Source organism: Cellulosimicrobium sp. 22598 (assembly GCF_052044445.1).
Lineage (GTDB): Bacteria > Actinomycetota > Actinomycetes > Actinomycetales > Cellulomonadaceae > Cellulosimicrobium > Cellulosimicrobium cellulans_G.
Genome location: NZ_JBQEMZ010000014.1, coordinates 100,117 through 122,127 on the forward strand (window position 1 = coordinate 100,117; position 22,011 = coordinate 122,127).

Genomic DNA, 22,011 nt, shown 5'->3' on the forward strand with positions numbered 1-22,011 from the left:
TCCGTTCCGCCCGTCCCCGTGTGACGTCGGCGACAGCCTCCGACGGGGCGCGTCGTGGCGACGTCGAGAGGCGCGCCTAGAGGTAGAGGCCCGTCGGGCCGTCCTCCTCGACCTCCTGGGACACGGCGTGCACGTCGCGCTCGCGCAGCAGCACGAGGTCCCGACCCCCGAGCTCGACCTCCGCGCGGTCGTCCGGGTCGAACAGGACGCGGTCGCCCACGGCCACCTGGCGCACGTGCTCACCAGCGGCGACGACGACGGCCCACGCCAGGCGCTTCGGGCCCACGGCCGTCGCGGGGATGACGAGGCCCGCCGAGCTCTGGCGCTCGCTCGCGTCGACCTCCGGGTCGACGAGGAGCCGGTCGTGCAGCATCCGGATCGGCAGGTCACGGGCCGCCGGCCGGGCGGAGGACGAACGGGGCGAGGAGGGGGAGGGCGCGGACGTCGTCTTGCTCACAGCCACAACGCTACCGGTGCCGCGACGCCTCACCTACGCTCGAACCCACACCCTGGCCGGACCGAAGGAGATCCATGTCCACGCGCCTCACCGTCGGCGACACCGCTCCCGACTTCACCCTGCCCGCCGCCGGCGGCAGCACCGTCACGCTCTCCGACCTGCGCGGCAAGCACGTCGTCGTCTACTTCTACCCGGCCGCCGGCACCCCCGGCTGCACGACCGAGGCGTGCGACTTCCGCGACAGCCTCGCCTCGCTCCAGGGCGCGGGGTACTCGGTCGTCGGCGTCTCCCCCGACCCCGTGGACAAGATCGCGGCGTTCGTCGAGGCCGAGCACCTCACGTTCCCGCTCGTCTCCGACGTCGACAAGACGGTCCTCGAGGCGTACGGCGCGTGGGGCGAGAAGAAGCTCTACGGCAAGACCGTCGTGGGCGTCATCCGCTCGACGGTCGTCGTCGACCCCGACGGCACGGTCGAGCTCGCGCAGTACAACGTCAAGGCGACGGGCCACGTGGCCAAGCTGCGCCGCGACCTGGGCATCGACCCGAAGTAGCCGTCGCGGCGCGAGCGCGGCGCCCCCGCACGAGCGCGGCGTCCTCGGACGCGTCGCCCGACCGGGAGCGCAGCGCTCGCGCCGTAGACTGACCACCGCGCGCGAGTGGCGTAACTGGCAGCCGCGCCAGGTTTAGGTCCTGGTGTCCTCGGACGTGCGGGTTCGAGTCCCGCCTCGCGCACCCTGAGCGACACCCCGTTCTTTCACCCACCCACCAACTGGACGCCCGTCCAGTTGGGCGGCTAGCCTGACGTCAGAGCCGGTGTCCGCACCATTGCCCCCTGCCGGTGCGGGCACCGGCTTCTTCCGTCGAGGCGCACCCTGCGCGCGCACGACGGCCTCTGACCGAGACGCGAACGGCCCGGCACCTCCAGGTGCCGGGCCGTTCGCGTACGCGGGGACGGGTCAGGCGTCCTGCGCCGGGGTCCCGTCGTTCGCCGCGGCGATCTGGCGACGCACGTCGTCCATGTCGAGGCCCTTGACGGCGTCCACGACCTGCTTGAGCGCGGGCGCGGGGAGCGCACCCGGCTGGGAGAAGACGAGGATGCCCTCGCGGAAGGCCATGAGCGTCGGGATCGACGTGATGTTCGCGGCCGCCGCGAGGCCGCGCTCGGCCTCGGTGTCGATCTTGCCGTGCACCACGTCCGGGTTCTCCTCCGACGACGCCTCGAACACCGGGGCGAACATCTTGCACGGTCCGCACCAGTCGGCCCAGAAGTCGACGAGGACGATGTCGTTCTCGGTGATCGTCTGCTCGAAGGTGGACTCGGTGAGCGTCTGCGTGGCCATGGATGATCCTCCTGGGACGGTGGGGGTGTCTGCCTCGTAGAGCAACGATCCTCCCCCACGTATTCCCCTCCCTCTCCCGGCACGGGGTGGACCTCGACCCGCCCCGGGCGCGACCAGCCTCTACGCTGCCCCTGTGACGAACGCCACCGCTTCCCCCCGGCTCTCGCGCGCCACCATCGCCGGCTACGCCGCCGGCTCCGTCGGCACCGGGGGCTTCGGCACCCTGCCCGGCCTCGTGCTGCTCGTGTACCTGACCGACGCGCTCGCGGTGCCCGCCGCGGTCGCGGGGCTCATCGTCACCGGCGCGAAGGTCTGGGACGTCGTCATCGACCCGTTCATCGGGTACGGCTCCGACCGCGACCTCGCCCGCACCGGCTCGCGCCGGCGCTTCATGACGATCGGCGCCCTCACGCTGCCCGTCTTCTTCGCGCTGACGTTCGCCGTCCCCGCCGCGGCCGGGCCCACCGCGGCGGCGATCTGGGTGCTCGTCGCCTTCCTCCTCGCCGCGACGGCGTTCTCGCTCTTCCAGGTCCCGTACATCGCCCTGCCGGCCGAGCTCGACCCCACCTACGACGGCCGCACGCGGCTGCTCGCGTGGCGCGTCGCGGCGCTCGCGTTCGCGATCCTGCTGTTCGGCGCGGGCGGCCCCGCGCTGCGCGGGGGTGGCGACTCGACCTCGGGCTACCTCGTCATGGGCGTCGTGTCCGGCCTCGTCATCGGCGCCGGGATGCTCGTCGCCACCCGCGTCGCCCCACGCACGCCGGGCGCCCGGAACGCGGGCTCGCCCGTCGGGACGACGACGTCGCTCGCCCCCGCCGCGTCGACGTCGGCTTCGCGCGCATGGACCCTCGCGGTCCGCGAGGCGTTCGACGCGCTGCGCCGCTCGCGGCCGTTCCGCACGCTGCTCGCGGCGTTCTTCCTCCAGGCGGTCGCCACCGGCCTCATGCTCGCGGGGGCGGCGTACGTCGCCCGGTACGTGCTCCACGACGAGGCCGCGGTGAGCTACCTCTTCGCCGCCCTCATCGCCCCCGCGCTGCTCTGCATGCCCCTGTGGACCCGGCTCGCGCGCCGCGACGGGAAGGAGCGCGGCTTCGTCGTCGCCACGGTGCTCTTCGCCGTCGCCGCGCTCGGGATGGTCCCGCTCCTGTGGGCGCCCGGCGCGTGGGTGTACGTCCCGACGGCCCTCGCCGGGATCGCCTACGCGGGCATGCAGGCGCTGCCGCTCGCGATGCTCCCGGACGTCATCGCCCACGACGCGCGCACGCACGGCGAGGGGCGCGGCGGGGCGTTCAGCGGCGTCTGGACGGCGGGCGAGACCACGGGCATGGCGCTCGGCGCCGCGGTGCTCTCGCTCGTCCTCGGCATCACGGGCTACGTGTCGTCGCGCGCCGGGGAGACCGTGGCGCAGCCGACCGCGGCCGTCGACGGCATCGCCCTGGCGTTCTCGGTCGTCCCCGCGGTCCTCGTGCTGACAAGCCTCGTACCGCTCGTACGGTACGGTCTGCGCAAGGGGGACATCGACGACACAGCACCGGAGCTGCCGCGTGACCACGCCTCCACCGACCGAGCGCACGACTGACCCCTCCTCGGAGCACTCCGGGGGCGCGCCGGGCGACGTCCCGCTGCGCACGGACGGGATCCTCGACCGGCTCGCCGCGCTCCGCGCCGACGACGCCCCCACGCACGGGGGCCGCGTCCTGTCCTACGTCTACGACCCGGGTCTCGCCGAGCTCGACGAGCTCGCCGCCGCGGCCGCCCGCGCGGTCCAGCCCGTCAACGGCCTCGACCCGACCACGTTCACCTCGGTGGCCGTCATGGAGTCCGAGCTCGTCGCCTTCGCCCGGACCATGCTCCGCGGGCCCACCACCGGGCCCGACGCCGTCGTGGGCTCGGTGACCTCGGGCGGGACCGAGAGCTGCCTCCTCGCGGTGAAGATCGCGCGAGACGCCGCCCGCGCGGACCGGCCCGGCGTGCGCCCGCGCGTCGTCGCCCCGGTGAGCGTGCACGCGGCGTTCCGCAAGGCCGCGCAGTACCTCGACGTCGACCTCACGCTCGTGCCGGTCGATCCCGCGACCGGCACGCTCGCCGCCGCCGACCTCGTCGCGGAGCTCGACGGCGGGCCTGACGGCGCCGACGTCGCGCTGGTCGTCGTGTCCGCGCCGTCGTACCCGCACGGCGTCGTCGACCCGGTGGCCGAGGTCGCCGCCGCGGCCGCCGCGCGCGGCGTGCCGGTGCACGTGGACGCGTGCGTCGGTGGGTGGGTCCTGCCCTTCTGGGAGCGCGCGGGCGGCGAGCAGGTGCCCGCGTTCGACTTCTCCGTGCCGGGCGTGACGAGCATCTCCGCGGACGTGCACAAGTACGGCTACGCCCCCAAGGGCACGTCGGTCCTGCTCGTGCGTGGCCGTGACCGGCAGCGCCGCCAGTTCTTCGCGACGACGGGCTGGCCCGGCTACCCGGTGGTCAACCCGACGACGTCCGGCTCGCGCTCGGCGGCCCCGCTCGCCGCGGCGTGGGCCGTGAGCCAAGCCCTCGGGACGCCCGGGTACACGGCCCTCACCGCACGGTGCGTGCGCGCGACCCGGGCGCTGCGCGCGGCGATCGAGGGGATCGACGGGCTGCGCGTCGTCGGCCACCCGACCGGCCCCCTCGTCGCGGTGGCCTGCGACGAGTCCGTCCCGGCCGCGCGGCAGGTCGACCCGCACCTGTGGGCCGACGCCGTCCGGTCGCTCGGCTGGGTCCTCCAGCCCCAGCCGGGGCTCGCGCAGGACGACGGGACCCACCTGCCGCACACGACCCACCTCACGGTCACCCCCGTGACGGAGGCGGGCCTCGAGGGCCTCGTCGCGGCGCTCGTCCGGGGGGCGGACGCCGTGCGCGGCGAGCCGCGCCCCGACGTGAGCGCCGTGCTCGGCGCGCTCGCGGGGGCGTTCGCCCCGGGCGCCGGCGGCGCTGCGCCGGAGCCCACCGCCGACGCCGTCTGGGAGGCGCTGCTCGCGGCCCTCGCCGCGGACGGCGGCGAGCACGGCGGGACGGCCCGCTCCGTCCTGCCCGACCGGCTCGCGCCGCTCATGGCCGTCATGGAGGTGCTGCCCGCTGCGGTGGCGGAACGGGCGCTCGTCGAGATCGTCGCGCGGGTCGCCGAGCCGCCCGCCGGTCCCGCCGTGCCGTGAGCGGACTCGCCCCGGCGCACCGCACGGGGTAGAACAGTCGCGTGACCGACACCGCCGACTTCGTGCCCGACGACTTCTCCCACGAGAACCCGCAGCCCGCGGGCTGGCTCAGCCCGGAGGAGATCGCGGTCGCCCGTGCGCAGCTCCCGCTCGTCTACGTCGACGCCGTCCCGGTGCGGGTCGACGACTCCGGCGACGTCGTCGCGGTCGGGCTCCTGCTGCGCGTCACGCCGGAGGGCATGATGACGCGCGCCCTGGTCTCCGGCCGCGTGATGTTCCACGAGCGCATCCGCGACGCCCTGCTGCGGCACATCGAGAAGGACCTGGGCCCGGTCGCGCTCCCCCAGGTCCCCGCGTCGCCGCAGCCGTTCACGGTCGCCGAGTACTTCCCGACGCCGGGCATCACCTCCTACCACGACCCCCGCCAGCACGCGGTGTCGCTCGCGTACGTGGTGCCGGTGACGGGCGACTGCCGCCCGCAGCAGAACGCGCTCGAGCTCGCGTGGCTCACGCCCGAGCAGGCGTGCAGCGACGAGGTGCAGCTCGAGATGCGCGGCGGCCAGGGGGTGCTGCTGCGCCAGGCGATGGCGTACGTCGGCCGCCTGCCGTGACCGGTGCGCCGCGCGTCCCGGCGACCGGACGAAGGATCGCCGTCGCGCGGGTGCTCCACGCGCTCGTGGCGCTCGCCGCGCTCACGGGCGTCGCCATGGAGCTCGTCATCGCGCTCGTCGACGGGCCCGGCTCGGCCCCGAGCCAGGCCGAGCGGCTCGTGCGCCTCTTCTCCTACTTCACGATCCAGTCGAACCTGCTCGTCGGGATCGTCTCGGTCCTCCTCGCGGTGCGGCCCGAGCGCGACGGCCCGGTGCTCCGCGTCGCGCACCTCGACGCGCTGCTGTGCATCGCCGTCACCGGCCTCGTCTACAACACCGTCCTGCGCGGCCTCGCCGAGCTGAGCGCCGCCGGCCAGGTCTCGAACCTGCTCCTGCACCTGCTCGCGCCCGTGCTCGCCGTCGCGGCGTGGCTCCTCGTCGGTCCGCGCCCCCGGGTCGACGCCGCGACGGTGTGGTGGTCCGTCGTCTACCCCCTCGCGTGGATCGCGTACACGTTCGTCCGGGGCGCTGTCGTGGACTGGTACCCGTACCCGTTCCTCGACGTGGGCGAGCTCGGCCTGGGCCTGGCGCTGGTCAACACGGCGGTCGTCGCGGTCGTCTTCCTCGCGCTGGCGTGGGTCGTGCGCCTCGTCGACGCGCGGCTGCGCCCAGCCCCCTGACGCCTCGTCCACCGGACGACGGCGAGCCCGGGACCAACGACCCCCACGCTCCGTCCGCTCGGCCCTGGGCCGGGCGGGCCCCCGCCCGGACGCTGGAGGGAGGGGACCCGTCCGGTCCGGACGGGCGTTCGACGAAGGGGCGCGCCATGGATGCCGCAGTGGTCTACGAGTCGATGTACGGGAACAGCGAACGGGTCGCGCAGGCCGTCGCCGAGGGGCTGAGCGAGACGGTCCGCGTGACGGTGGTCGACGTGACCGACCCCGCCGCGAGCCCCGAGGCGCTCCGGCACATGGGCCTCGTCGTCGCCGGCGGCCCGACCCACGCGTTCGGCATGACCCGGCCCACGACCCGCGCCGAGGCCGTGCAGCGCGCGAGCGGCGACGTGTCCGACCGCGCGACGGGACTGCGCGAGTGGGTCGAGTCCGTCCCGCGCCAGGACGAAACGCGCCTGGCCGCGACGTTCGACACGCGCGTCACCAAGGTCAAGCCCCTGCCCGGCTCCGCCGCGCGCGGCGCGGCCAAGGTGCTGCGCCGCGCCGGCTTCCGCCTGGTCACTCCCCCGGCGTCGTTCTACGTCGGGGACGTCGAGGGGCCGCTCGACGACGGCGAGCTGGACCGCGCACGGGCGTGGGGCCGCGCGCTGGGCAAGGTGCTCGTGCCCGCGGCGAGCCCGGCCGAGGGCCGCTGAGGCTCCCGCGGTTGGTAGGGATCGGGGTCGGTGCCGCCGCGGATCCGTACCGTCGCGCGTCGGTGCCGTCGCAGGTCGTGCCGTCGCAGGTCGTGCCGGTCTCGCCGCCGGGGTCAGCCCGCGAGCTCGAGCCGCGGCCAGTCGTCGAGGTCCTCGCGCATCCGCCGGTCGTGCGTCGCGACGACCACGGCCGCGGGCGTGACCCGCAGCGCCTGCGTGAGCTCGTCGACGAGGTCGATCGAGAGGTGGTTGGTCGGTTCGTCGAGGATCAGCACGTGCGGCGCGGCCAGGAGCGCGCGGGCGAGGTCGAACCGGCGTCGCTGCCCCGCGGACAGCTCGCGCAGCGGGCGCTCCAGGTCCTCCTCGGTCAGCAGGCCGAGGAACGCGACCGGCACGAGGTGGTCCGGGTCCAGGCGTCCCGCGTCGAGCAGCTCGAGGGCCTCCCGCGCGTACTCGTCGAACCCGGTGCGGTCCTCGGCCTCGGGGGGCAGCGCCGGGCCCTCCTGCGCGACGACGCCCAGCCGTGCGCCGTCGACCACGGACCGTGCCCCGCGGTCGAGGGGCACCAGTCCCGCGAGCGCCGCGAGGAACGTCGACTTGCCGCTGCCGTTCGGCCCGGTGACGAGCAGCCGGCCCGAGGGCGGGAGCGCGACCCGGGTCCCGGGCAGGTCGAGGCGCGCGCCGCCGTCGGGCCCGACGCGCGGGCTGCGCAGCTCGAGGACCGGGTCGCCCGGGTCCCAGCCGGGCGACATCGCGGGCAGCTCGGGGAAGACGAGCTGGAGCGGCGGCACCGGGACCTCGACGGCCTCCGCCTCGAGCTGCTGGAGGCGCCGGTCCGCGGCCTTGACGTGGATGCGGGCCCGCGTCGCGCGACGGTGCTTCTGGCTGCCCTTGGGCGGGCGCCACTCGTCGGACAGCCCCTCGTACGACGCGTCGAGCACGGCGGCGAGCTTCTCCGCGCGCTTCTGCTCCGCACGGAACCGCTGGCGCCAGCGGTGCAGCGCCTGGTTCTTGGCGAACCGGTAGGACAGGTAGCCCGGCTGCCCGTAGAGCACCGGCTTCCCGTCCATGGCCGGGTCGAGGTCGAGGATCTCGGTCGCGACGTCGTCGAGGAGCTGCCGGTCGTGCGTGACCATCACCACGCCGCCGCGCCACGCGACGAGCTCGCCCGTGAGGAAGTCGATGCCGCCCGCGTCGAGGTGGTTGGTGGGCTCGTCGAGGAGCAGCAGGTCCGCACGCTCGGCCAGCCGGCACGCGAGCCGCACGCGGTAGCGCTCGCCGACGGACAGGGTCGCGAGCTCGCGGTCCCGGTCGCGGCACGCGCCGAGCCGCGAGAGCGCGACGTCGACCCGGCGGTCCGCGTCCCACACCGCGAGGTGCTCGGCCCGCGCGAGGATCTCGGTGAGCTCGGCGAGGTCGCCGGCCTCGTGGTCGAAGTCGCGCGCTGCCGCCTCGAGCTCCGCCGCGACCGCCCGCAGCCCGCTCAGCGTCGCGGCGACGAGCGTGCCCACCGTCTGTCCCGGCGCGATCGCGAGCTCCTGCTCGACGAGCGCGAGCGAGCCCGCGCGCCGGACCTCCCCGCGACCGGGTGCGAGGTCCCCCGAGAGCACGTGCAGCAGCGTCGACTTGCCCGTGCCGTTCTCCCCCACCACCCCGAGCCGCGTCCCCGCCGCGACGCGTACCCCGACCCCGTCGAGGACGGGTCGTCCGGGGTAGGCGAAGGCGAGGTCGTCGGCGGCAAGATGCACGGGGACTACCTTATGGTCCGCGAGATCGGCCCCCGCGGCGCGAGATCGACCTCCCGAGGGTCGATCTCGACCGTACGGGCCGATCTCGCGAGCGGGGTACGGTCGAGCCCATGAGCACCGCGCCCTCCGGACCGGACCACGCGAACGTCCCGTCTCCCGCCGCCGGCACCCCCGGGACGACGACGGCGCCCCCGACGGACCGGGCCACGACCGGGGCCGTGGCGCTCGCCGTCGCGCTCGACGTCGTGAGCGTCCTCGCCTTCGCCGCCGGTGGCCGCGCGACCCACTCCGCGAACAGCCCCCTGACCGCCGTCGCCGGCATCGCGTGGCCGTTCCTCGTCGGCCTCGCGGTCGCGTGGATCGTGCTGCGCGCGTGGCGACGCCCGCTCGCGCCCTGGCCCGTCGGTGTCGGCGCGTGGGCGCTGACATGGGCCGTCGGCATGGCCCTGCGGGCCCTGACGGGCGAGGGCCTCGCCGTGCCGTTCCTCGTGGTCTCCGCGCTGTTCCTGCTCGCGACGCTCGTCGGGTGGCGCCTCGTCGCCACGCTCGTCACGCGCCTCCGCGCGGCCCGCGCCCCGAGGTAGAGGCGTGGTCGCCCGAGGGAGAGGCGTGGTCTGGGACCAGGCCTCACCCTCGCCGTACCGGGCCTCTCCCTCGCCGTACCGGGCCTCTCCCTCTCCGGACCGTCCCTCTCCCTCTCCGGACCGGGCCTCTACCTCGCCGAGAGCACGGTCACGATCTCCGGTGCGAGCGCGCGGAACGCCTTGCCCCGGTGGCTGACGGCGTTCTTCTCCGCGGGGCTGAGCTCGGCCGCGGAGCGGGCGGGCGCGCCGGGGTCCGGCTGCTCGTCCGGCAGGAGGATCGGGTCGTACCCGAACCCGTTCTCACCGCGCGGTGCGGTCAGAAGGGTCCCGCGCATCTCGCCGGTGCGCACCACCTCGGTGCCGTCCGGCGTGACGAGCGCCGCCGCGCACACGAAGCCCGCTGCCCGGTGCTCGGCGGGCACGTCGCCGAGCTGGGCGAGCAGGAGCTCGAGGTTCGCGACGTCGTCGCCGTGCCGCCCGGCCCAGCGCGCCGAGAAGATCCCGGGGGCGCCGCCGAGCACGTCGACGGCGAGGCCCGAGTCGTCCGCGACGGCGGGCAGCCCCGTGGCCGCGACGAGCGCGCGCGCCTTGATGAGCGCGTTCTCCGCGAACGTCACGCCGTCCTCGACCGGCTCGGGCGCGCCCACGTCGCCCGCGCCGACGATCGCCTCGGGCGCGAGCTCGAGCCCCGGGTGCGCGTCGAGCTCAGCGGCCAGGATGGCGCGCAGCTCGGCGATCTTGCCCGGGTTGTGCGTCGCGAGGACGAGGCGCGCGCCGTCGGGCACGACGACGCCCGTCGCCGCGGGCGCGCCGCTCACCGCGCGTCCGCCGCGAGCGCCGCGCGCTGGATCGCGGTGAGGTCGGCCGTGCCTGCCACCGCGAGGTCGAGCAGCGCGTCGAGCTCGGCGCGGTCGAACGGCGCGTGCTCCGCCGTGCCCTGCACCTCGACGAACGTCCCGGAGCCCGTGACGACGACGTTCATGTCCGTCTCGGCGCGCACGTCCTCGACGTACGGGAGGTCGAGCATGGGCGTGCCGTCGATGATCCCGACGCTCACCGCCGCGACGGAGTCGGTCAGCACGGGCTTGCCGCCCGTGATGTGGCCGTGCCGCTGGCCCCACGCGACGGCGTCGGCGAGCGCGACGTAGGCGCCGGTGATCGCCGCGGTGCGCGTGCCGCCGTCGGCCTGCAGGACGTCGCAGTCGAGCACGATCGTGTTCTCGCCGAGCGCCGAGACGTCGATGATCGCGCGCAGGGACCGGCCGATGAGACGCGAGATCTCGTGCGTGCGCCCGCCGATCCTGCCCTTGACCGACTCGCGCTGGCTGCGCTCGTTCGTCGCGCGCGGCAGCATCGCGTACTCGGCGGTGACCCAGCCCTCGCCCGACCCCTTGCGCCAGCGCGGCACGCCCTCCGTGAACGACGCCGCGCACAGCACGCGCGTGCGACCGAACTCGACGAGCACGCTCCCCTCGGCCTGGTCGAGCCAGTGGCGGGTGATGGTCACGGGGCGGAGCTGGTCGGGCGTGCGGCCGTCGGCGCGCAGGCGCGCGCCCGTGTCCGAGGACGATGCGGGGATGGTCATGCCGCCACCCTACCGACCACCCGGCACCCGCTGAGTGCGGGTGTCTGTCGTCACGACGCCGTGCGGGCGACAGGTCCCCCGCACTCAGGGACTAGAGGTCGAACACCGCGCCCGTCGTCGCGACGTCGACCGGACCCGCGTACGACTCGCGCGCCTCCGCGCGGGAGCGTTCGGGGTCGTTCCACGCCGGGAGGTGCGTCAGCACCAGGCGGTGCGCGCCGGCCGTCGTCGCGACCTCGCCCGCGCGACGCCCCGTGAGGTGGATGCCGCGCTCGACGCCGTCGTCGCGGCCCTCGTGGAACGCGGCCTCCGACAGCAGCAGGTCGGCGTCCCGCGCGAGCTCGACGACGCCGTCGCACGCGTCGGTGTCGCCCGTGTACGCGAGCACGGCCCGCTCGCCCGGCCGCAGCGACGACGGCCCCGTGACGCGCACGCCGTACGCTTCGACGGGGTGGAACACGCGGTAGGGCTCCAGCGTGAGCGGCCCGACCTGGACGGGCGCGCCCGGGTCCCAGACCCGCACGTCGAGCTCCTCGGCCATCCCGTCGCCCGGCTCGGCGCCGTACGCCGCCTCGATGCGCGCGGCCGTCCCCGACGGACCGAGCACCGTCAACCGGCTCGGCACGCCGGTCCGGGTCGAGCCGCGCTCGGGGTGGTAGCGCAGGTAGACGTACAGCCCGCAGACGTCGACGAAGTGGTCGGGGTGCAGGTGCGACAGCGCGATCGCGTCGAGGTCGAGCGGGTCCACGAACCGCTGGAGCGCACCCAGCGACCCGTTCCCGAGGTCGAGCACGACGTTCCACTCGCGCGCCTCGAAGCCCGCGGCCGCGGCCTCGGCAGCCGGGACCTGGACGAGGTACGACGACGCAGGCGACTCCGGCCCGGCGAACGACCCCGAGCACCCGACCGTGACGAGGCGCATCAGGCCGCCTCCACGCGGAGCACCTCGGGGCCGAGGAAGCGGCGCGCCAGGTGCTCGAACGGCTCCGCGCTGCCCGTCGCGAGGAAGCGGTGCTGCGGCGGCCCTGCGTCGCGCGAGCGCTCGAGGTCGTGCGCGACGAGCGTGCGGTAGACGTCCTTGGCGGTCTCCTCCGCGCTCGACACGAGCGTGACCTCCTCGCCCATGACGTAGGAGATCGCGCCCGTCAGGAGGGGGTAGTGGGTGCACCCCAGCACGAGGGTGTCGACGCCCGCCGCCTTGACCGGGTCGAGGTAGCGGTGCGCGACCTCCAGCACCTCGGGCCCCGACGTCACGCCCTGCTCGACGAGGGGCACGAAGTCCGGGCACGCCTGGGTCGTCAGGTGCAGGCCCGGCGTGACGGCGAACGCGTCCTCGTACGACCGCGACGTGATGGTGGCGCGCGTCCCGATGACCCCGATCCGCCCCGAGCGCGTCGCCGCGACCGCGCGCCGCGCCGCCGGGAGGATCACCTCGACGACCGGCAGGCCGTGACGCTGCGTGTACCGCTCGCGGGCGTCGCGCAGGACCGCCGAGGAGGCCGAGTTGCACGCGATGACGAGCATCTTCACGCCGTCGTCGACGAGCTGGTCCATGATCGCCAGCGCCATCGCCCGGACCGCCGCGAGCGGCTTGGGCCCGTAGGGGCCGTTCGCGGTGTCCCCGATGTAGAGGAGGGACTCGTTCGGGAGCTGGTCCAGGATCGAGCGCGCGACGGTCAGGCCGCCCACGCCCGAGTCGAAGATCCCGATGGGAGCGTCGTTCACCCGCCCGAGCCTACTGGCGCGCCCGCGCGCGGGGCGCACCGAACCGCGGCTGCCGCCTGTGGCAGCGCCCACAGGGCGGTCGCCCGTCCGGCCCGACGCGCGGCACGACCCTCAGGGCCGGCCGCGCCCCGCGCGCAGGTCGGCGAGCATGCCGTCCACGAGCGACTCCTGGAGCAGTCCCGTGAGCAGGAACACGCTCACGAGGAAGCGGCGCGGCGCGCCGCCCACCTCGCCGTCGTCCGGGCCGTCGTCGCCCTCGCGGTCCAGCTCGTCGTACAAGCCCTCGACCTGCTCGTCGGTCCGCAGGCCGAGCCGCTCCGCGAGCACGAGGCGGACGTCCGTCAGTGCCCCCGCCACGTCCTCGGCCTCGTCGCGCGCGACCGTGAACGGGGCCACCTCGGCGGGCTCCGCGTCCACGAGCAGGCGCGCCAGCCGCACCAGCCGCCCGACCTTGCGCGCCGCGAGGTCGTCCTGCGTGAACCGCCGGAACTCGGCAGCCACCTCGACGTCGTCCGACGCGTCCGGGAGCAGACGACGCACCGCCGGGTCGGGCGGGGGCGTCGCGTCCGACCCGTGCCCACGGGGCGCCGGGCCCGTCCAGCCGGGGGGCGACCACCCGTCGTCGGGCCCGGACGGCCCGGGCTCCCCCGGCACCCGACCGGGCACGCCCTCCTGGAGCATCTGCGCGACGTCGCCCGCGAGCTGGGCCAGCACGATCCGTTCCGACGGCTCGAGCTCTGCGACGTACCCGTGCGCCTCCGCGCGGAACGGCCTCACTGCTCGCCGTCCTTCTGGAGCGTCGCCCACAGCCCGTACGAGTGCATCGCCTGCACGTCGACCTCCATGCGCTCGCGGTCGCCCGTCGACACGACGGCACGACCCTCCTGGTGCACCTGGAGCATGAGCTCGTGGGCGCGCTCCGCGGCGTACCCGAAGTAGGACTCGAACACGTACGCGACGTAGCTCATGAGGTTGACCGGGTCGTTCCACACGAGGGTGACCCACGGGCTGTCGGGGAGGACGGACTCGTCGACCCGGGTCGCCTCCTCGGGCACGGTCACGGACGCCCGCGCGCCGACGGCGCGGGTGAAGATCGGCTGGGGGCTCACGCCACCACTGTATTCGTGGGCCTGTCGACACCCGTCGTGCCCGTCGCTGCCCTACCGTATTCCGCATGAGCCTCGCCGATCCGGGCAGCGTCGCCCTCTCCCCGACCGACAGCGCTGCCTCGCCGGGACAGGCCGGCCCGGTCCCGCAGCGCCCGCCGTACCGGCCGGTCGCGTCGACCGCCCTGCTCACCGACCGCTACGAGCTGACGATGCTCCAGGCCGCGCTCGCGGACGGCACCGCCGACCGGCACTGCCTGTTCGAGGTCTTCACGCGCCGCCTGCCCCCCGGGCGGCGCTACGGGGTCCTCGCGGGGACCGGACGCGTCCTCGAGGCGCTCTCGTCGTTCCGCTTCGGGGCCGAGGAGCTCGACTGGCTGCACGCGCAGTCCGTCGTCGACGACCGCACCCTCGAGTTCCTCGCCGGGTATCGGTTCACCGGGACGATCACCGGGTACGCCGAGGGCGAGGTCTTCTTCCCGCACTCCCCCGTGATGACCGTCGAGGGCACGTTCGCCGAGGCGGTCCTGCTCGAGACGCTCGTGCTGTCGATCCTCAACTACGACTCCGCCGTCGCCTCGGCCGCGTCGCGCATGACGAGCGCCGCCGTCGAGCGCCCCTGCCTCGAGATGGGCGCGCGGCGCGCGCACGAGCAGGCCGCCGTCGCCGCGGCGCGTGCCGCCGTCGTCGGCGGGTTCGCCGGGACCTCGAACCTCGAGGCAGGACGCCGCTACGGGCTCGCGACCATCGGCACGGCCGCGCACGCGTTCACGCTCCTGCACGACGACGAGGAGTCCGCCTTCGCCTCGCAGGTCGCCTCCCTCGGCCCCGAGACCACGCTCCTCGTCGACACCTACGACGTGCGCAAGGGGGTCCAGAACGCGGTCCGGGCCGCCGGCGGGCGCCTCGGCGCCGTCCGTCTCGACTCGGGCGACCTCGGTGTCCTCGCCGTCGAGGTGCGGCGCCAGCTCGACTCGCTCGGTGCGCACGACACGAAGATCACCGTCACGTCCGACCTCGACGAGTACGCCATCGCGTCGCTCGCCGCCGCCCCGGTCGACTCCTACGGCGTGGGCACGTCGCTCGTCACCGGCTCCGGCGCGCCGACGTGCGGCATGGTCTACAAGCTCGTCGCGCGCGCCGACTCCACCGGCGTGCTCCAGCCCGTCGCCAAGGCGTCCACGGCCAAGACCAGCACCGGCGGGCGCAAGGTCGCCGCGCGCCGGTTCGACGTCGACGGGCGCGCGGTCGAGGAGGTCGTCGTCACGGGCGCCGACCTCCCGGTCCAGGAGTGGGAGCCCGACGACGGCGACCTGCGCCCGCTCCAGGTCCCGCTCGTCGTCGACGGCGCGGTCGACTCCCGCTGGGTCGGGTCCTACGGCGTCCAGAACGCGGCGCACCGCCACCGCGAGGCCCGCGCCGAGCTGCCCCGCGGCGCACGACGCCTGTCCGCCGGCGACCCCGCGATCCCGACGGTCGTGCACACGCTCCCCTGAACGCCGTTCGCGGCAGGTCCGTCGAGGCGGAGCCCACGTCGTGCGAGGTAGGCCACGGGAGCGAGAACCGTGGTCGGCCGCAGGAACGTTGTCGCGCGCCGGTTGGTCGTGGCACCGTGCCCGACGGACGCGCGGAAGTCCGGAGTGATCAAGGCCGCCGCTCTCGCCCCTCGGACATGCACCGCAACGCCCGGGATCGCTCGCATCGGACTATGGGCGTCGGCGGCCGCCCTCCCAGCTTCCGGACGCCCGCGAGGCGACCCGGACGACCCGCCCGAGGACCTGGTCTCGTGGGCAGGGTCCGTGATGTCGCGAGTCGATGCCGCCCGGGTTGTCGCTGAGCAGATAGAGCTGATCCGCCGGGACGTCGCCGACAGGTTCGCTCACCCGTTTGATGTACCAACCGCTCGGGGTGGGTCCGCCCGGAAGCAGAGGCGGGAGGTTGCGCCATCCCTGCGTCTGGTCAGGCTCGCGCACGACCACGACGTCGCCGACGACAGCCGGACGCCCACCTCGATACGCCACCACGACGTCACCGGGGTGAAAGGTGGGCGTCATCGAGCTCCCGTCGACGGGGACATAGACCAACCGGGTCCGGACGAACAACAACGCCACGACCGCCGCCGCGACGACACAGGTCGCCGCAGCGAGGATCGCCGCCAGTGCCGTCATGCGAGGACCTCCGTGTAGTCCGCCGCCTGGAGCGCGAACAACCTCGCGTACTCACCGTCGAGCGCCACCAGCTCGTCGTGACAGCCGCGTTCGGCGACGCAGCCACCCTCGAGCACGACGATCTGGTCAGCGTTGCGGGCCGCGCCGAGACGGTGCGAGACCAGGACGGTGGCCGTGCCCTCCCGCAGGGTGTCGAGCAGGTCGCGGACCTCACGTTCGGCCTGAGGGTCGAGGCCGGAGGTCGGCTCGTCCAGGATCAGCAGATCTCTGCTGCGGCGCATCAGCGACCGGGCGAGCGCGAGACGCTGCCATTGCCCGCCGGAGAGGGTGGTACCGGTCTCGGGGACACCGTCGACGACCTCCTCGTCGTTGTAGAAGAGTCGCGACAGCATCGTCTCGTACCCGCGCGGAAGGCCGTCGACCAATCCATCGGCCCCGGCTGCGCTGAGCGCAGCGCCGATCCGGTCGTCATCGCGAAGACCGTCCAGGGAGCCGAGCGCAACGTTCTCCCGCACGGTGAGCTCGTAGGACATGAAGTCCTGGAAGACGACGCTGATCCTGGAGCGCAGGTCGTCGACGTCGAACGCCGTGACATCGGTACCGTCCCAGAGGATGCGGCCGCGGACCGGGTCGTAGAGGCGGCACAAGAGCTTGACGAGCGTGCTCTTGCCCGCGCCGTTGAGTCCGACGATGGCGAGGGAACTGCCAGCGGGAACGGAGAACGAGACACCTCGCAGCACCCACGGTCCGTCGGGGGTATAGCGGAACCAGACGTCCTCGAACCGGATCTCGCCGCTCAGCGGGTTCAGAGCCGCCGGCTCGGCGGGCGCGGTCAGGTCGGGTGGCGTTGCCAGGAGGTCGTCGTAGTGCCGCAACATGAGCAGGGTCTCGTGGGAGCGTGTCACGCTCTGGACGAGCATCCTGGTCGAGCCCTGGACGCCCGCGACGGCCGCGATGAACGCCGACACGTCGCCGATGGTGAACTCCCCGCGAGCCGCCGCGAGCACCATCCACACCAGTCCCCCGCCGGACACCGATGCAGCGAGCAGCGACAGCGGGGCTTCACTGAGGACGTTCTTGCGGTCGAGGCGCTCCTCCTCTGCGTTGATAGCCGAGAGTTCGCCGCGCATCCGGTTCACCAGGAACGATCGGGCGCCGAAGATCCGAACCTCCGCGGCCGCTGCGGTGTTGAGCATCAGTTCCTGGTAGAAAGCCTGGCGCCTCATGCGAGGACTGATCATCCACAACGCCGTGGCCCGCTCGCGGTTGAGCACGAGCGCCACGAACAACGCCGGTATCGACGCGGCGATCGTGAGTGCGGTGACGAGCGGACTGATCGTCACGAGGATTCCGAGCAGGCTGGCCAGCGTCAGGACGGATCGCATCGCACCGAACAGCGAATAGACGATCTCCTGAGGCGCGCTCGTCGCAGCAGTCTCGGCCATACGGATCCGGTCGCGGAATGCCGGGTCCTCGAGGCTCCGCAGCCCAGGCAGTGCGCTGACCGCTCCGTAGAGCCGCTGCGTCACGAGGAGGGAGACCGCACGTCGCACGCGGTCGCCGAGGTAGCCCAGCGCGGAGCCCGTGAGCGCGCCGAGCAGCCCGATGACGACAACCAGGAGGACGATAGTGAGCGGCGAGTCCGCCAGCGACGGGGGCACCCCCGGCGCGTCCGAACCTGACTGAAGGACGTCCAGGAGCCACTTGATCGTCAGGGCGAGCCCAGCGGGTAGTAGTCCCTCGATGAGGGTGATCGTCGCGAAGACGGCGAGGGTCCCAGGGGCCGCACGAGCACAGAGACCGATCGCGCGACAGGCGGCCGCGATCATGCCCTGACGAGGACGTCGTCCAGGTGGGAGACCTCCACGCCGGAACGTCGTGCGAGCCCTGCCGAGTCGGCGAGCACGAATCCGGGGAAGCCGCCCGGTTCGAACGGTCGGGTCACCTCGCGCTCGCGGTGCACGACGACCGTCACGTACGGCTCGAGCACGGATGTGTACTTCTCTAGATCGGCCTTGCCGTCAGGGTCGTGGGTGACGAAGGCGATGACCTGGTCAGGGGTGAAGCCGTCGCGTCGCACCGTCTCGACCAGCGGGCGGAGCTGCTCGGCGCAGACACCGCAGGCGGTGTCGAAGAAGCCGTAGACGGTGCGTTCCCCGAACCGCTCCTGCTCGGTGATGGTCCGCCCGGTGGTCGTGACGGCTGAGAAGGCCGTCACGGGCGTGCCCGCCGGGACCTCGTCGAGGTCAGGGAGATTCAGCACTCCGCGGCTGCGACCGGTGCCCTTGGACTCGACGTCCCGCAACCGACGGGCCAGGGCGACCGTGAGCAGGAGATTGAAGCCGACGAGAGCGGCGAGCAGGATGACGGCGACGGTGAGAACGGTCACTGGTGGTTCCGATCAGGCGCGTGGGTTGAGCAGGTAGGCGATGTCGTCGAATGCCCAGACCAGAGCGGTGACGATGACGGCCACGGCGACCGCGAGCATCACCTGACCGGGAGCGGGAGCCGGCGTCGATCCCGCGTTCAGGACGAGAGCTGAAGCGCCCATGAGAGTCAGGGCGGCGTTCCGGCCGACGTGGCGGGGCTTGAGCATGGTGGTCCCCCGGCCGAAGCACGAGCACGGAACCGGGTCTTTGGCACGCGTGGAGTACAGGGCGACAGCGGTGAACGCACCGAACAGACAGGTCGCGACGACAAGAGCCGGCACCCGGACGCCATGCCCGACGAGCAGCAGGACTCCGACAGTGAGCTCGGCGACGACGTGTGCCCACGACAACGGGCGGGCGGGCAGGGCGCGCAGCGGTCGTGGGGCACGGTCGAGCAGGAGCTCCCAGGTGTTCTCGTTGTCGGTCCCGCGCAGCTTCGCGACACCGGAGACGAGCAGCACACCGCCAAGGGCGAGCGGAAGAAGCAGGGCGAGCGTCTCGAGCATCGTTTCTCCAGCAGTGCGTACTCAGCAAGGGGCTGCGGCCGACACATACTCTGCCGTGCGTCACAGGCGCCCTTCGGTCGCGGCGCTCCGGCTGCAGGCGACCGGGGGTCGCATGAGCCCGGGCGGCCCCGTCAGTCAGACGAAGCCACCCGGGCCCTGGATCAGCAGGAGCAGGGGAACGCGTACGTCGTCTGACCGGTGCAGGAGTCGCGGTACGCGATCCGCTGCGTGCGACGCCCCATGGAGCCGCAGATGGTCGAGAGGCACTGGGTGGTGCGTGTGACGGTGCACGCGGCCTGGGCGGTGGCGGACGGAGCGACCTTCTGGAGGATCCGGTCGGCGATACGAACGACGATGTTCATGCACTTCTCCTTCGAGTTTGTAAAGCACCCTACTAAATCATGCATGTCACACACTATCGACAGTTGGCCATCGCGGCAACGTCCGGTTTCCGCCCTCGACTCTGGTCTAGCGCCTAGTCAGTCCGAGGGGTGTCGCATCGGAGCGACCGCTTCTGACCTGGCATCCCGCACAGGACCGAGTGGCCACCCACGCACCCGCCTATGGTCCGCTTCTTCTTGGCGGGTCCAGAGGACGTCAGATGCACCGACCTGGACAGGCCGCGGCCACGAGGCGGTCGCCCGGCCCAACCGAGTTGTTCAGCAGTGTGCCTCGGACCTGACCTGCGCAGGCATGAGGCCGACCGCAGATCGCGGGCCCGTTCCGCAAGCCTGGAAGCGGCCCGCGGGCCGCATGTCCCATCAGATCGATGGGCGGCGGACGGCGCCGCTACCGCTTGCCGACGAACCAGCCACGGACGGTCGCGACACGGGCGTCGAGCTGTTCGACCGTCGCGAGCGGGACCTCGGGTCCGCCGCAGCGGCGGCGCAGCTCGGTGTGCACCGATCCGTGCGGCTGCCCGCTCCGGCGGGACCACGCGGAGACGAGCTGCTGGAGCTCCTTGCGGAGCTCCGCGGCCCGACGGTGGTCCATCTCGGACCGCTCCCGCTCCGCCGACTGGCTGGACTTCGAGCGGGCGCTCATCTGGTCCGCCTGGCGCTGACGCAGCAGGGTGGTGACCTGGTCGGCGTCGAGGAGGCCCGGCAGGCCGAGGAAGTCGAGCTCCTCGTCCGACCCGACGTCCGCGCCCGTGCCGAACTCGCCGCCGTCGAACAGCACGCGGTCGAACGAGGCCTGCGCCTCGAGCGCCTCGAACGAGCCCTGGACGAGCTCGCCCGACGCCTTGTCCTCGCGGTTCGCCTCCGCCAGGAGCGCGTCCTCGGGGTTGAACCCCTCGCCCTGCTCCTCCGCGGTGAGCGGCCGGTCGAGCGCGTGGTCGCGCTCGATCTCGAGCCCGTTCGCGAGCTCCAGCAGGTGCGGGACGCTCGGGAGGAAGACCGACGCCGTCTCGCCCCGCTTGCGCGCCCGCACGAACCGTCCGACGGCCTGCGCGAAGAACAGCGGGGTCGCCGTCGAGGTCGCGTACACGCCGACGGCGAGGCGCGGGACGTCCACGCCCTCCGACACCATGCGCACGGCGACCATCCACCGGCCGTCGCCGTCGGAGAACTCCTCGATCCGGCTGCTCGCCCCGTCGTCGTCGGAGAGGACGACCGTCGGGGACTTCCCCGTGATGCGGGCGAGGTGACCCGCGTAGGCGCGCGCGTCGGTCTGGTCGGTGGCGATGACCAGTCCCCCGGCGTCGGGGATCGCGCGACGCACCTCCGTCAGCCGCTTGTCGGCCGCCGCGAGGACCGACGGGATCCACTCGCCGTTCGGGTCGAGCGCCGTGCGCCACGCCTGGCCGGTCATGTCCTTGGTGAGCGCCTCGCCGAGGCGCGCGCTCACCTCGTCGCCGGCCTTCGTCCGCCAGCGCATGTTGCCCGAGTACGACAGGAAGAGCACGGGTCGCACGACGTGGTCGCGCAGCGCGTCGCCGTAGCCGTACGTGTAGTCCGCGCGCGAGCGGCGGATGCCGTCGGGGCCGCGCTCGTACTCGACGAAGGGGATCGCCGCGGTGTCGGAGCGGAAGGGCGTGCCCGTGAGCGCGAGACGACGCGTCGCGTCCTCGAACGCCTCGCGCACCGCGTCGCCCCACGACAGCGCGTCGCCGCCGTGGTGCACCTCGTCGAGGATGACGAGCGTCCGGTCGGCGGTCGTCCGTGCCGCGTGCAGCGCGGGCTTGGCGGCGATCTGCGCGTAGGTCAGCGCGACGCCGTCGTAGTGGGCGCCGTGCCGCCCCTGGCTGTTGCGGAAGTTCGGGTCGATCCGGATGCCGACGCGCGCCGCGGCGTCCGCCCACTGGTGCTTCAGGTGCTCGGTCGGCGCGACGACCGTCACCCGGCGCACGATCCCCTGCTCGAGCAGCTCGGTCGCGACGCGCAGGGCGAACGTGGTCTTGCCCGCGCCGGGGGTCGCGACGGCGAGGAAGTCCCGCGGCGCACGCGTGCGGTACAGCTCGAGGGCCTCGGCCTGCCACGCACGCAGCTTCGACGCCGAGCCCCACGGGGCGCGACGCGGGAACGCGGGCGAGAGGTGCGACGCCGCCGCGGACGAGGGGCTCTGCGGCGCGGGCGGGGTGGTCCTGCTACGGGTGTCGGAGGCGGAGTGACCGGTGGACGTCGTGTGGTGCTCCCCGCTCACTTGCCGGAGTCACCCTCGCCGTCCTGCGGGTCTCGCAGTCCCTCGTAGATCTCCTTGCACGTGGGGCACACGGGGAACTTGTTCGGGTCGCGGCCGGGAACCCAGACCTTGCCGCACAGCGCGATCACCGGCTTGCCGGAGAGCGCGGACTCCATGATCTTCTCCTTGCGCACGTAGTGCGCGAAGCGCTCGTGGTCGCCCGGCTCGGTCTGCTCGCGCGTCTCCTCGCGCTCGAGCACCCCGGTCGACGTGCCGGTCGTCGGCTCGGTCGCAGGGTTCCGGAACGGGTCCTCAGGACCTCCGGGGGGAGTGCTCGCGCGGAGTTCGATCATGGAGGGAAGTCTACGTCGGGGCGCCGACACCCGGGTGGCACCACGTCATCGGTCGGCACGCACGGAACCCGGGCACGGAAGACGAGAGAGCCCGCCGGCGCGGCGGTCCAGGGGCGTGGACTGCGCGCCGGCGGGCGGCGGTGCCTCGTGGGCCCACGGCCCACGAGAGTTCATCGGCGGAGGGGTCTACAGGCCCTGCCAGTCCGGCTTGGACGCGTACGTCTGGCGGTAGTAGTCCCCGAGCTGCAGGCGCGAGGCC

24 protein-coding genes and 1 tRNA gene are annotated in these 22,011 nt (G+C 73.7%); 9 read left to right on the top strand and 16 right to left on the bottom strand.

The window, feature by feature from the left end:
* Positions 1-76 precede the first annotated feature (76 nt).
* A complete protein-coding gene (locus ACTJIY_RS15555; protein ID WP_374614536.1) occupies positions 77-457 on the bottom strand; it encodes a GroES family chaperonin in 381 nt (126 codons plus the stop codon).
* Between the two features lie 74 nt (positions 458-531).
* Between ACTJIY_RS15555 and bcp the strand changes: the two genes are divergently transcribed.
* Together bcp and ACTJIY_RS15565 are read left to right on the top strand one after the other, a co-directional pair.
* Positions 532-1,008, top strand: coding sequence for a thioredoxin-dependent thiol peroxidase (gene bcp / locus ACTJIY_RS15560; protein WP_440674557.1), 477 nt, complete (start codon positions 532-534; stop codon positions 1,006-1,008).
* 99 nt (positions 1,009-1,107) lie between these two features.
* A tRNA-Leu gene (locus tag ACTJIY_RS15565) sits at positions 1,108-1,189 on the top strand.
* Between the two features lie 224 nt (positions 1,190-1,413).
* Here ACTJIY_RS15565 and trxA read toward each other — a convergent pair.
* A complete protein-coding gene (trxA, locus tag ACTJIY_RS15570) occupies positions 1,414-1,797 on the bottom strand; it encodes a thioredoxin (protein ID WP_253051165.1) in 384 nt (127 codons plus the stop codon).
* 133 nt (positions 1,798-1,930) lie between these two features.
* Here trxA and ACTJIY_RS15575 point away from each other — a divergent pair, with 133 nt between their 5' ends.
* The 5 genes from ACTJIY_RS15575 (at position 1,931) to ACTJIY_RS15595 (ending at position 6,926) form a co-directional block, all read left to right on the top strand.
* Positions 1,931-3,376 carry an MFS transporter gene (locus ACTJIY_RS15575; protein WP_440674556.1) on the top strand — a complete coding sequence of 482 codons (1,446 nt, stop codon included), beginning with the start codon at positions 1,931-1,933 and terminating at the stop codon, positions 3,374-3,376.
* Positions 3,342-4,967, top strand: coding sequence for a pyridoxal phosphate-dependent decarboxylase family protein (locus tag ACTJIY_RS15580; protein ID WP_440674555.1), 1,626 nt, complete (start codon positions 3,342-3,344; stop codon positions 4,965-4,967). The genes ACTJIY_RS15575 and ACTJIY_RS15580 overlap by 35 nt, the downstream gene beginning before the upstream one ends.
* Before the next feature lie 41 nt (positions 4,968-5,008).
* Positions 5,009-5,578 (top strand): NUDIX hydrolase family protein, encoded by a 570-nt coding sequence (locus ACTJIY_RS15585; RefSeq protein ID WP_087471623.1) that lies wholly within the window; start codon positions 5,009-5,011, stop codon positions 5,576-5,578.
* Entirely contained in the window at positions 5,575-6,237 is a 663-nt protein-coding gene (locus ACTJIY_RS15590) for a Pr6Pr family membrane protein (protein WP_440674554.1), read from the top strand. The genes ACTJIY_RS15585 and ACTJIY_RS15590 overlap by 4 nt, the downstream gene beginning before the upstream one ends.
* A gap of 146 nt (positions 6,238-6,383) precedes the next feature.
* Complete coding sequence (locus tag ACTJIY_RS15595; protein ID WP_440674553.1) at positions 6,384-6,926, top strand: flavodoxin family protein; 543 nt, start codon at positions 6,384-6,386, stop codon at positions 6,924-6,926.
* Positions 6,927-7,039: 113 nt separating this feature from the next.
* Here the strand turns inward: ACTJIY_RS15595 and ACTJIY_RS15600 are convergent, their stop codons facing one another.
* Positions 7,040-8,674, bottom strand: coding sequence for an ABC-F family ATP-binding cassette domain-containing protein (locus ACTJIY_RS15600; RefSeq protein WP_440674552.1), 1,635 nt, complete (start codon positions 8,672-8,674; stop codon positions 7,040-7,042).
* 110 nt (positions 8,675-8,784) lie between these two features.
* On the opposite strand from ACTJIY_RS15600, the gene ACTJIY_RS15605 reads away from it, so the two are divergent.
* Entirely contained in the window at positions 8,785-9,258 is a 474-nt protein-coding gene (locus ACTJIY_RS15605; RefSeq protein WP_440674551.1) for a DUF3054 domain-containing protein, read from the top strand.
* A 128-nt stretch (positions 9,259-9,386) separates the two neighbouring features.
* Here ACTJIY_RS15605 and rdgB read toward each other — a convergent pair whose 3' ends face one another.
* The 6 genes from rdgB to clpS all read right to left on the bottom strand — a co-directional run bounded on the left by rdgB (position 9,387) and on the right by clpS (position 13,629).
* Positions 9,387-10,076, bottom strand: a complete 690-nt coding sequence (gene rdgB / locus ACTJIY_RS15610; protein ID WP_440674550.1) for an RdgB/HAM1 family non-canonical purine NTP pyrophosphatase — start codon at positions 10,074-10,076, stop codon at positions 9,387-9,389.
* A complete protein-coding gene (gene rph, locus ACTJIY_RS15615) occupies positions 10,073-10,843 on the bottom strand; it encodes a ribonuclease PH (protein WP_253051157.1) in 771 nt (256 codons plus the stop codon). The genes rdgB and rph overlap by 4 nt, the downstream gene beginning before the upstream one ends.
* A gap of 91 nt (positions 10,844-10,934) precedes the next feature.
* Positions 10,935-11,765: an MBL fold metallo-hydrolase gene (locus ACTJIY_RS15620; RefSeq protein ID WP_440674549.1), complete on the bottom strand. Its 831-nt coding sequence runs from the start codon at positions 11,763-11,765 to the stop codon at positions 10,935-10,937.
* Positions 11,765-12,568 carry a glutamate racemase gene (murI, locus tag ACTJIY_RS15625; protein ID WP_253051155.1) on the bottom strand — a complete coding sequence of 268 codons (804 nt, stop codon included), beginning with the start codon at positions 12,566-12,568 and terminating at the stop codon, positions 11,765-11,767. The genes ACTJIY_RS15620 and murI overlap by 1 nt, the downstream gene beginning before the upstream one ends.
* A 111-nt stretch (positions 12,569-12,679) precedes the next feature.
* The gene (locus ACTJIY_RS15630; protein WP_440674548.1) at positions 12,680-13,345 is read right to left on the bottom strand and encodes a DUF2017 family protein; all 666 of its coding nucleotides are present in this window, start codon (positions 13,343-13,345) and stop codon (positions 12,680-12,682) included.
* Positions 13,342-13,629 (bottom strand): ATP-dependent Clp protease adapter ClpS, encoded by a 288-nt coding sequence (gene clpS / locus ACTJIY_RS15635; RefSeq protein WP_253051450.1) that lies wholly within the window; start codon positions 13,627-13,629, stop codon positions 13,342-13,344. The genes ACTJIY_RS15630 and clpS overlap by 4 nt, the downstream gene beginning before the upstream one ends.
* Before the next feature lie 113 nt (positions 13,630-13,742).
* On the opposite strand from clpS, the gene ACTJIY_RS15640 reads away from it, so the two are divergent.
* The gene (locus ACTJIY_RS15640; RefSeq protein ID WP_290444919.1) at positions 13,743-15,170 is read left to right on the top strand and encodes a nicotinate phosphoribosyltransferase; all 1,428 of its coding nucleotides are present in this window, start codon (positions 13,743-13,745) and stop codon (positions 15,168-15,170) included.
* Positions 15,171-15,380: 210 nt separating this feature from the next.
* On the opposite strand, the gene ACTJIY_RS15645 is transcribed toward ACTJIY_RS15640, so the two are convergent.
* From ACTJIY_RS15645 to ACTJIY_RS15675, 7 genes are all read right to left on the bottom strand, one after another.
* Entirely contained in the window at positions 15,381-15,842 is a 462-nt protein-coding gene (locus ACTJIY_RS15645; RefSeq protein WP_440674547.1) for a S24/S26 family peptidase, read from the bottom strand.
* A complete protein-coding gene (locus ACTJIY_RS15650; RefSeq protein ID WP_440674546.1) occupies positions 15,839-17,671 on the bottom strand; it encodes an ABC transporter ATP-binding protein in 1,833 nt (610 codons plus the stop codon). The genes ACTJIY_RS15645 and ACTJIY_RS15650 overlap by 4 nt, the downstream gene beginning before the upstream one ends.
* On the bottom strand, positions 17,668-18,231 hold the full coding sequence (locus tag ACTJIY_RS15655) for a hypothetical protein (protein ID WP_440674545.1): 564 nt from the start codon (positions 18,229-18,231) through the stop codon (positions 17,668-17,670). The genes ACTJIY_RS15650 and ACTJIY_RS15655 overlap by 4 nt, the downstream gene beginning before the upstream one ends.
* Before the next feature lie 12 nt (positions 18,232-18,243).
* The gene (locus tag ACTJIY_RS15660; protein ID WP_440674544.1) at positions 18,244-18,777 is read right to left on the bottom strand and encodes a MauE/DoxX family redox-associated membrane protein; all 534 of its coding nucleotides are present in this window, start codon (positions 18,775-18,777) and stop codon (positions 18,244-18,246) included.
* A gap of 161 nt (positions 18,778-18,938) precedes the next feature.
* Positions 18,939-19,139: a hypothetical protein gene (locus tag ACTJIY_RS15665; RefSeq protein ID WP_440674542.1), complete on the bottom strand. Its 201-nt coding sequence runs from the start codon at positions 19,137-19,139 to the stop codon at positions 18,939-18,941.
* A gap of 427 nt (positions 19,140-19,566) precedes the next feature.
* Positions 19,567-21,420, bottom strand: a complete 1,854-nt coding sequence (locus ACTJIY_RS15670; protein WP_253051153.1) for a DEAD/DEAH box helicase — start codon at positions 21,418-21,420, stop codon at positions 19,567-19,569.
* Positions 21,417-21,752, bottom strand: coding sequence for a DUF3039 domain-containing protein (locus tag ACTJIY_RS15675; protein WP_141388733.1), 336 nt, complete (start codon positions 21,750-21,752; stop codon positions 21,417-21,419). The genes ACTJIY_RS15670 and ACTJIY_RS15675 overlap by 4 nt, the downstream gene beginning before the upstream one ends.
* Between the last annotated feature and the right edge of the window lie 259 nt (positions 21,753-22,011).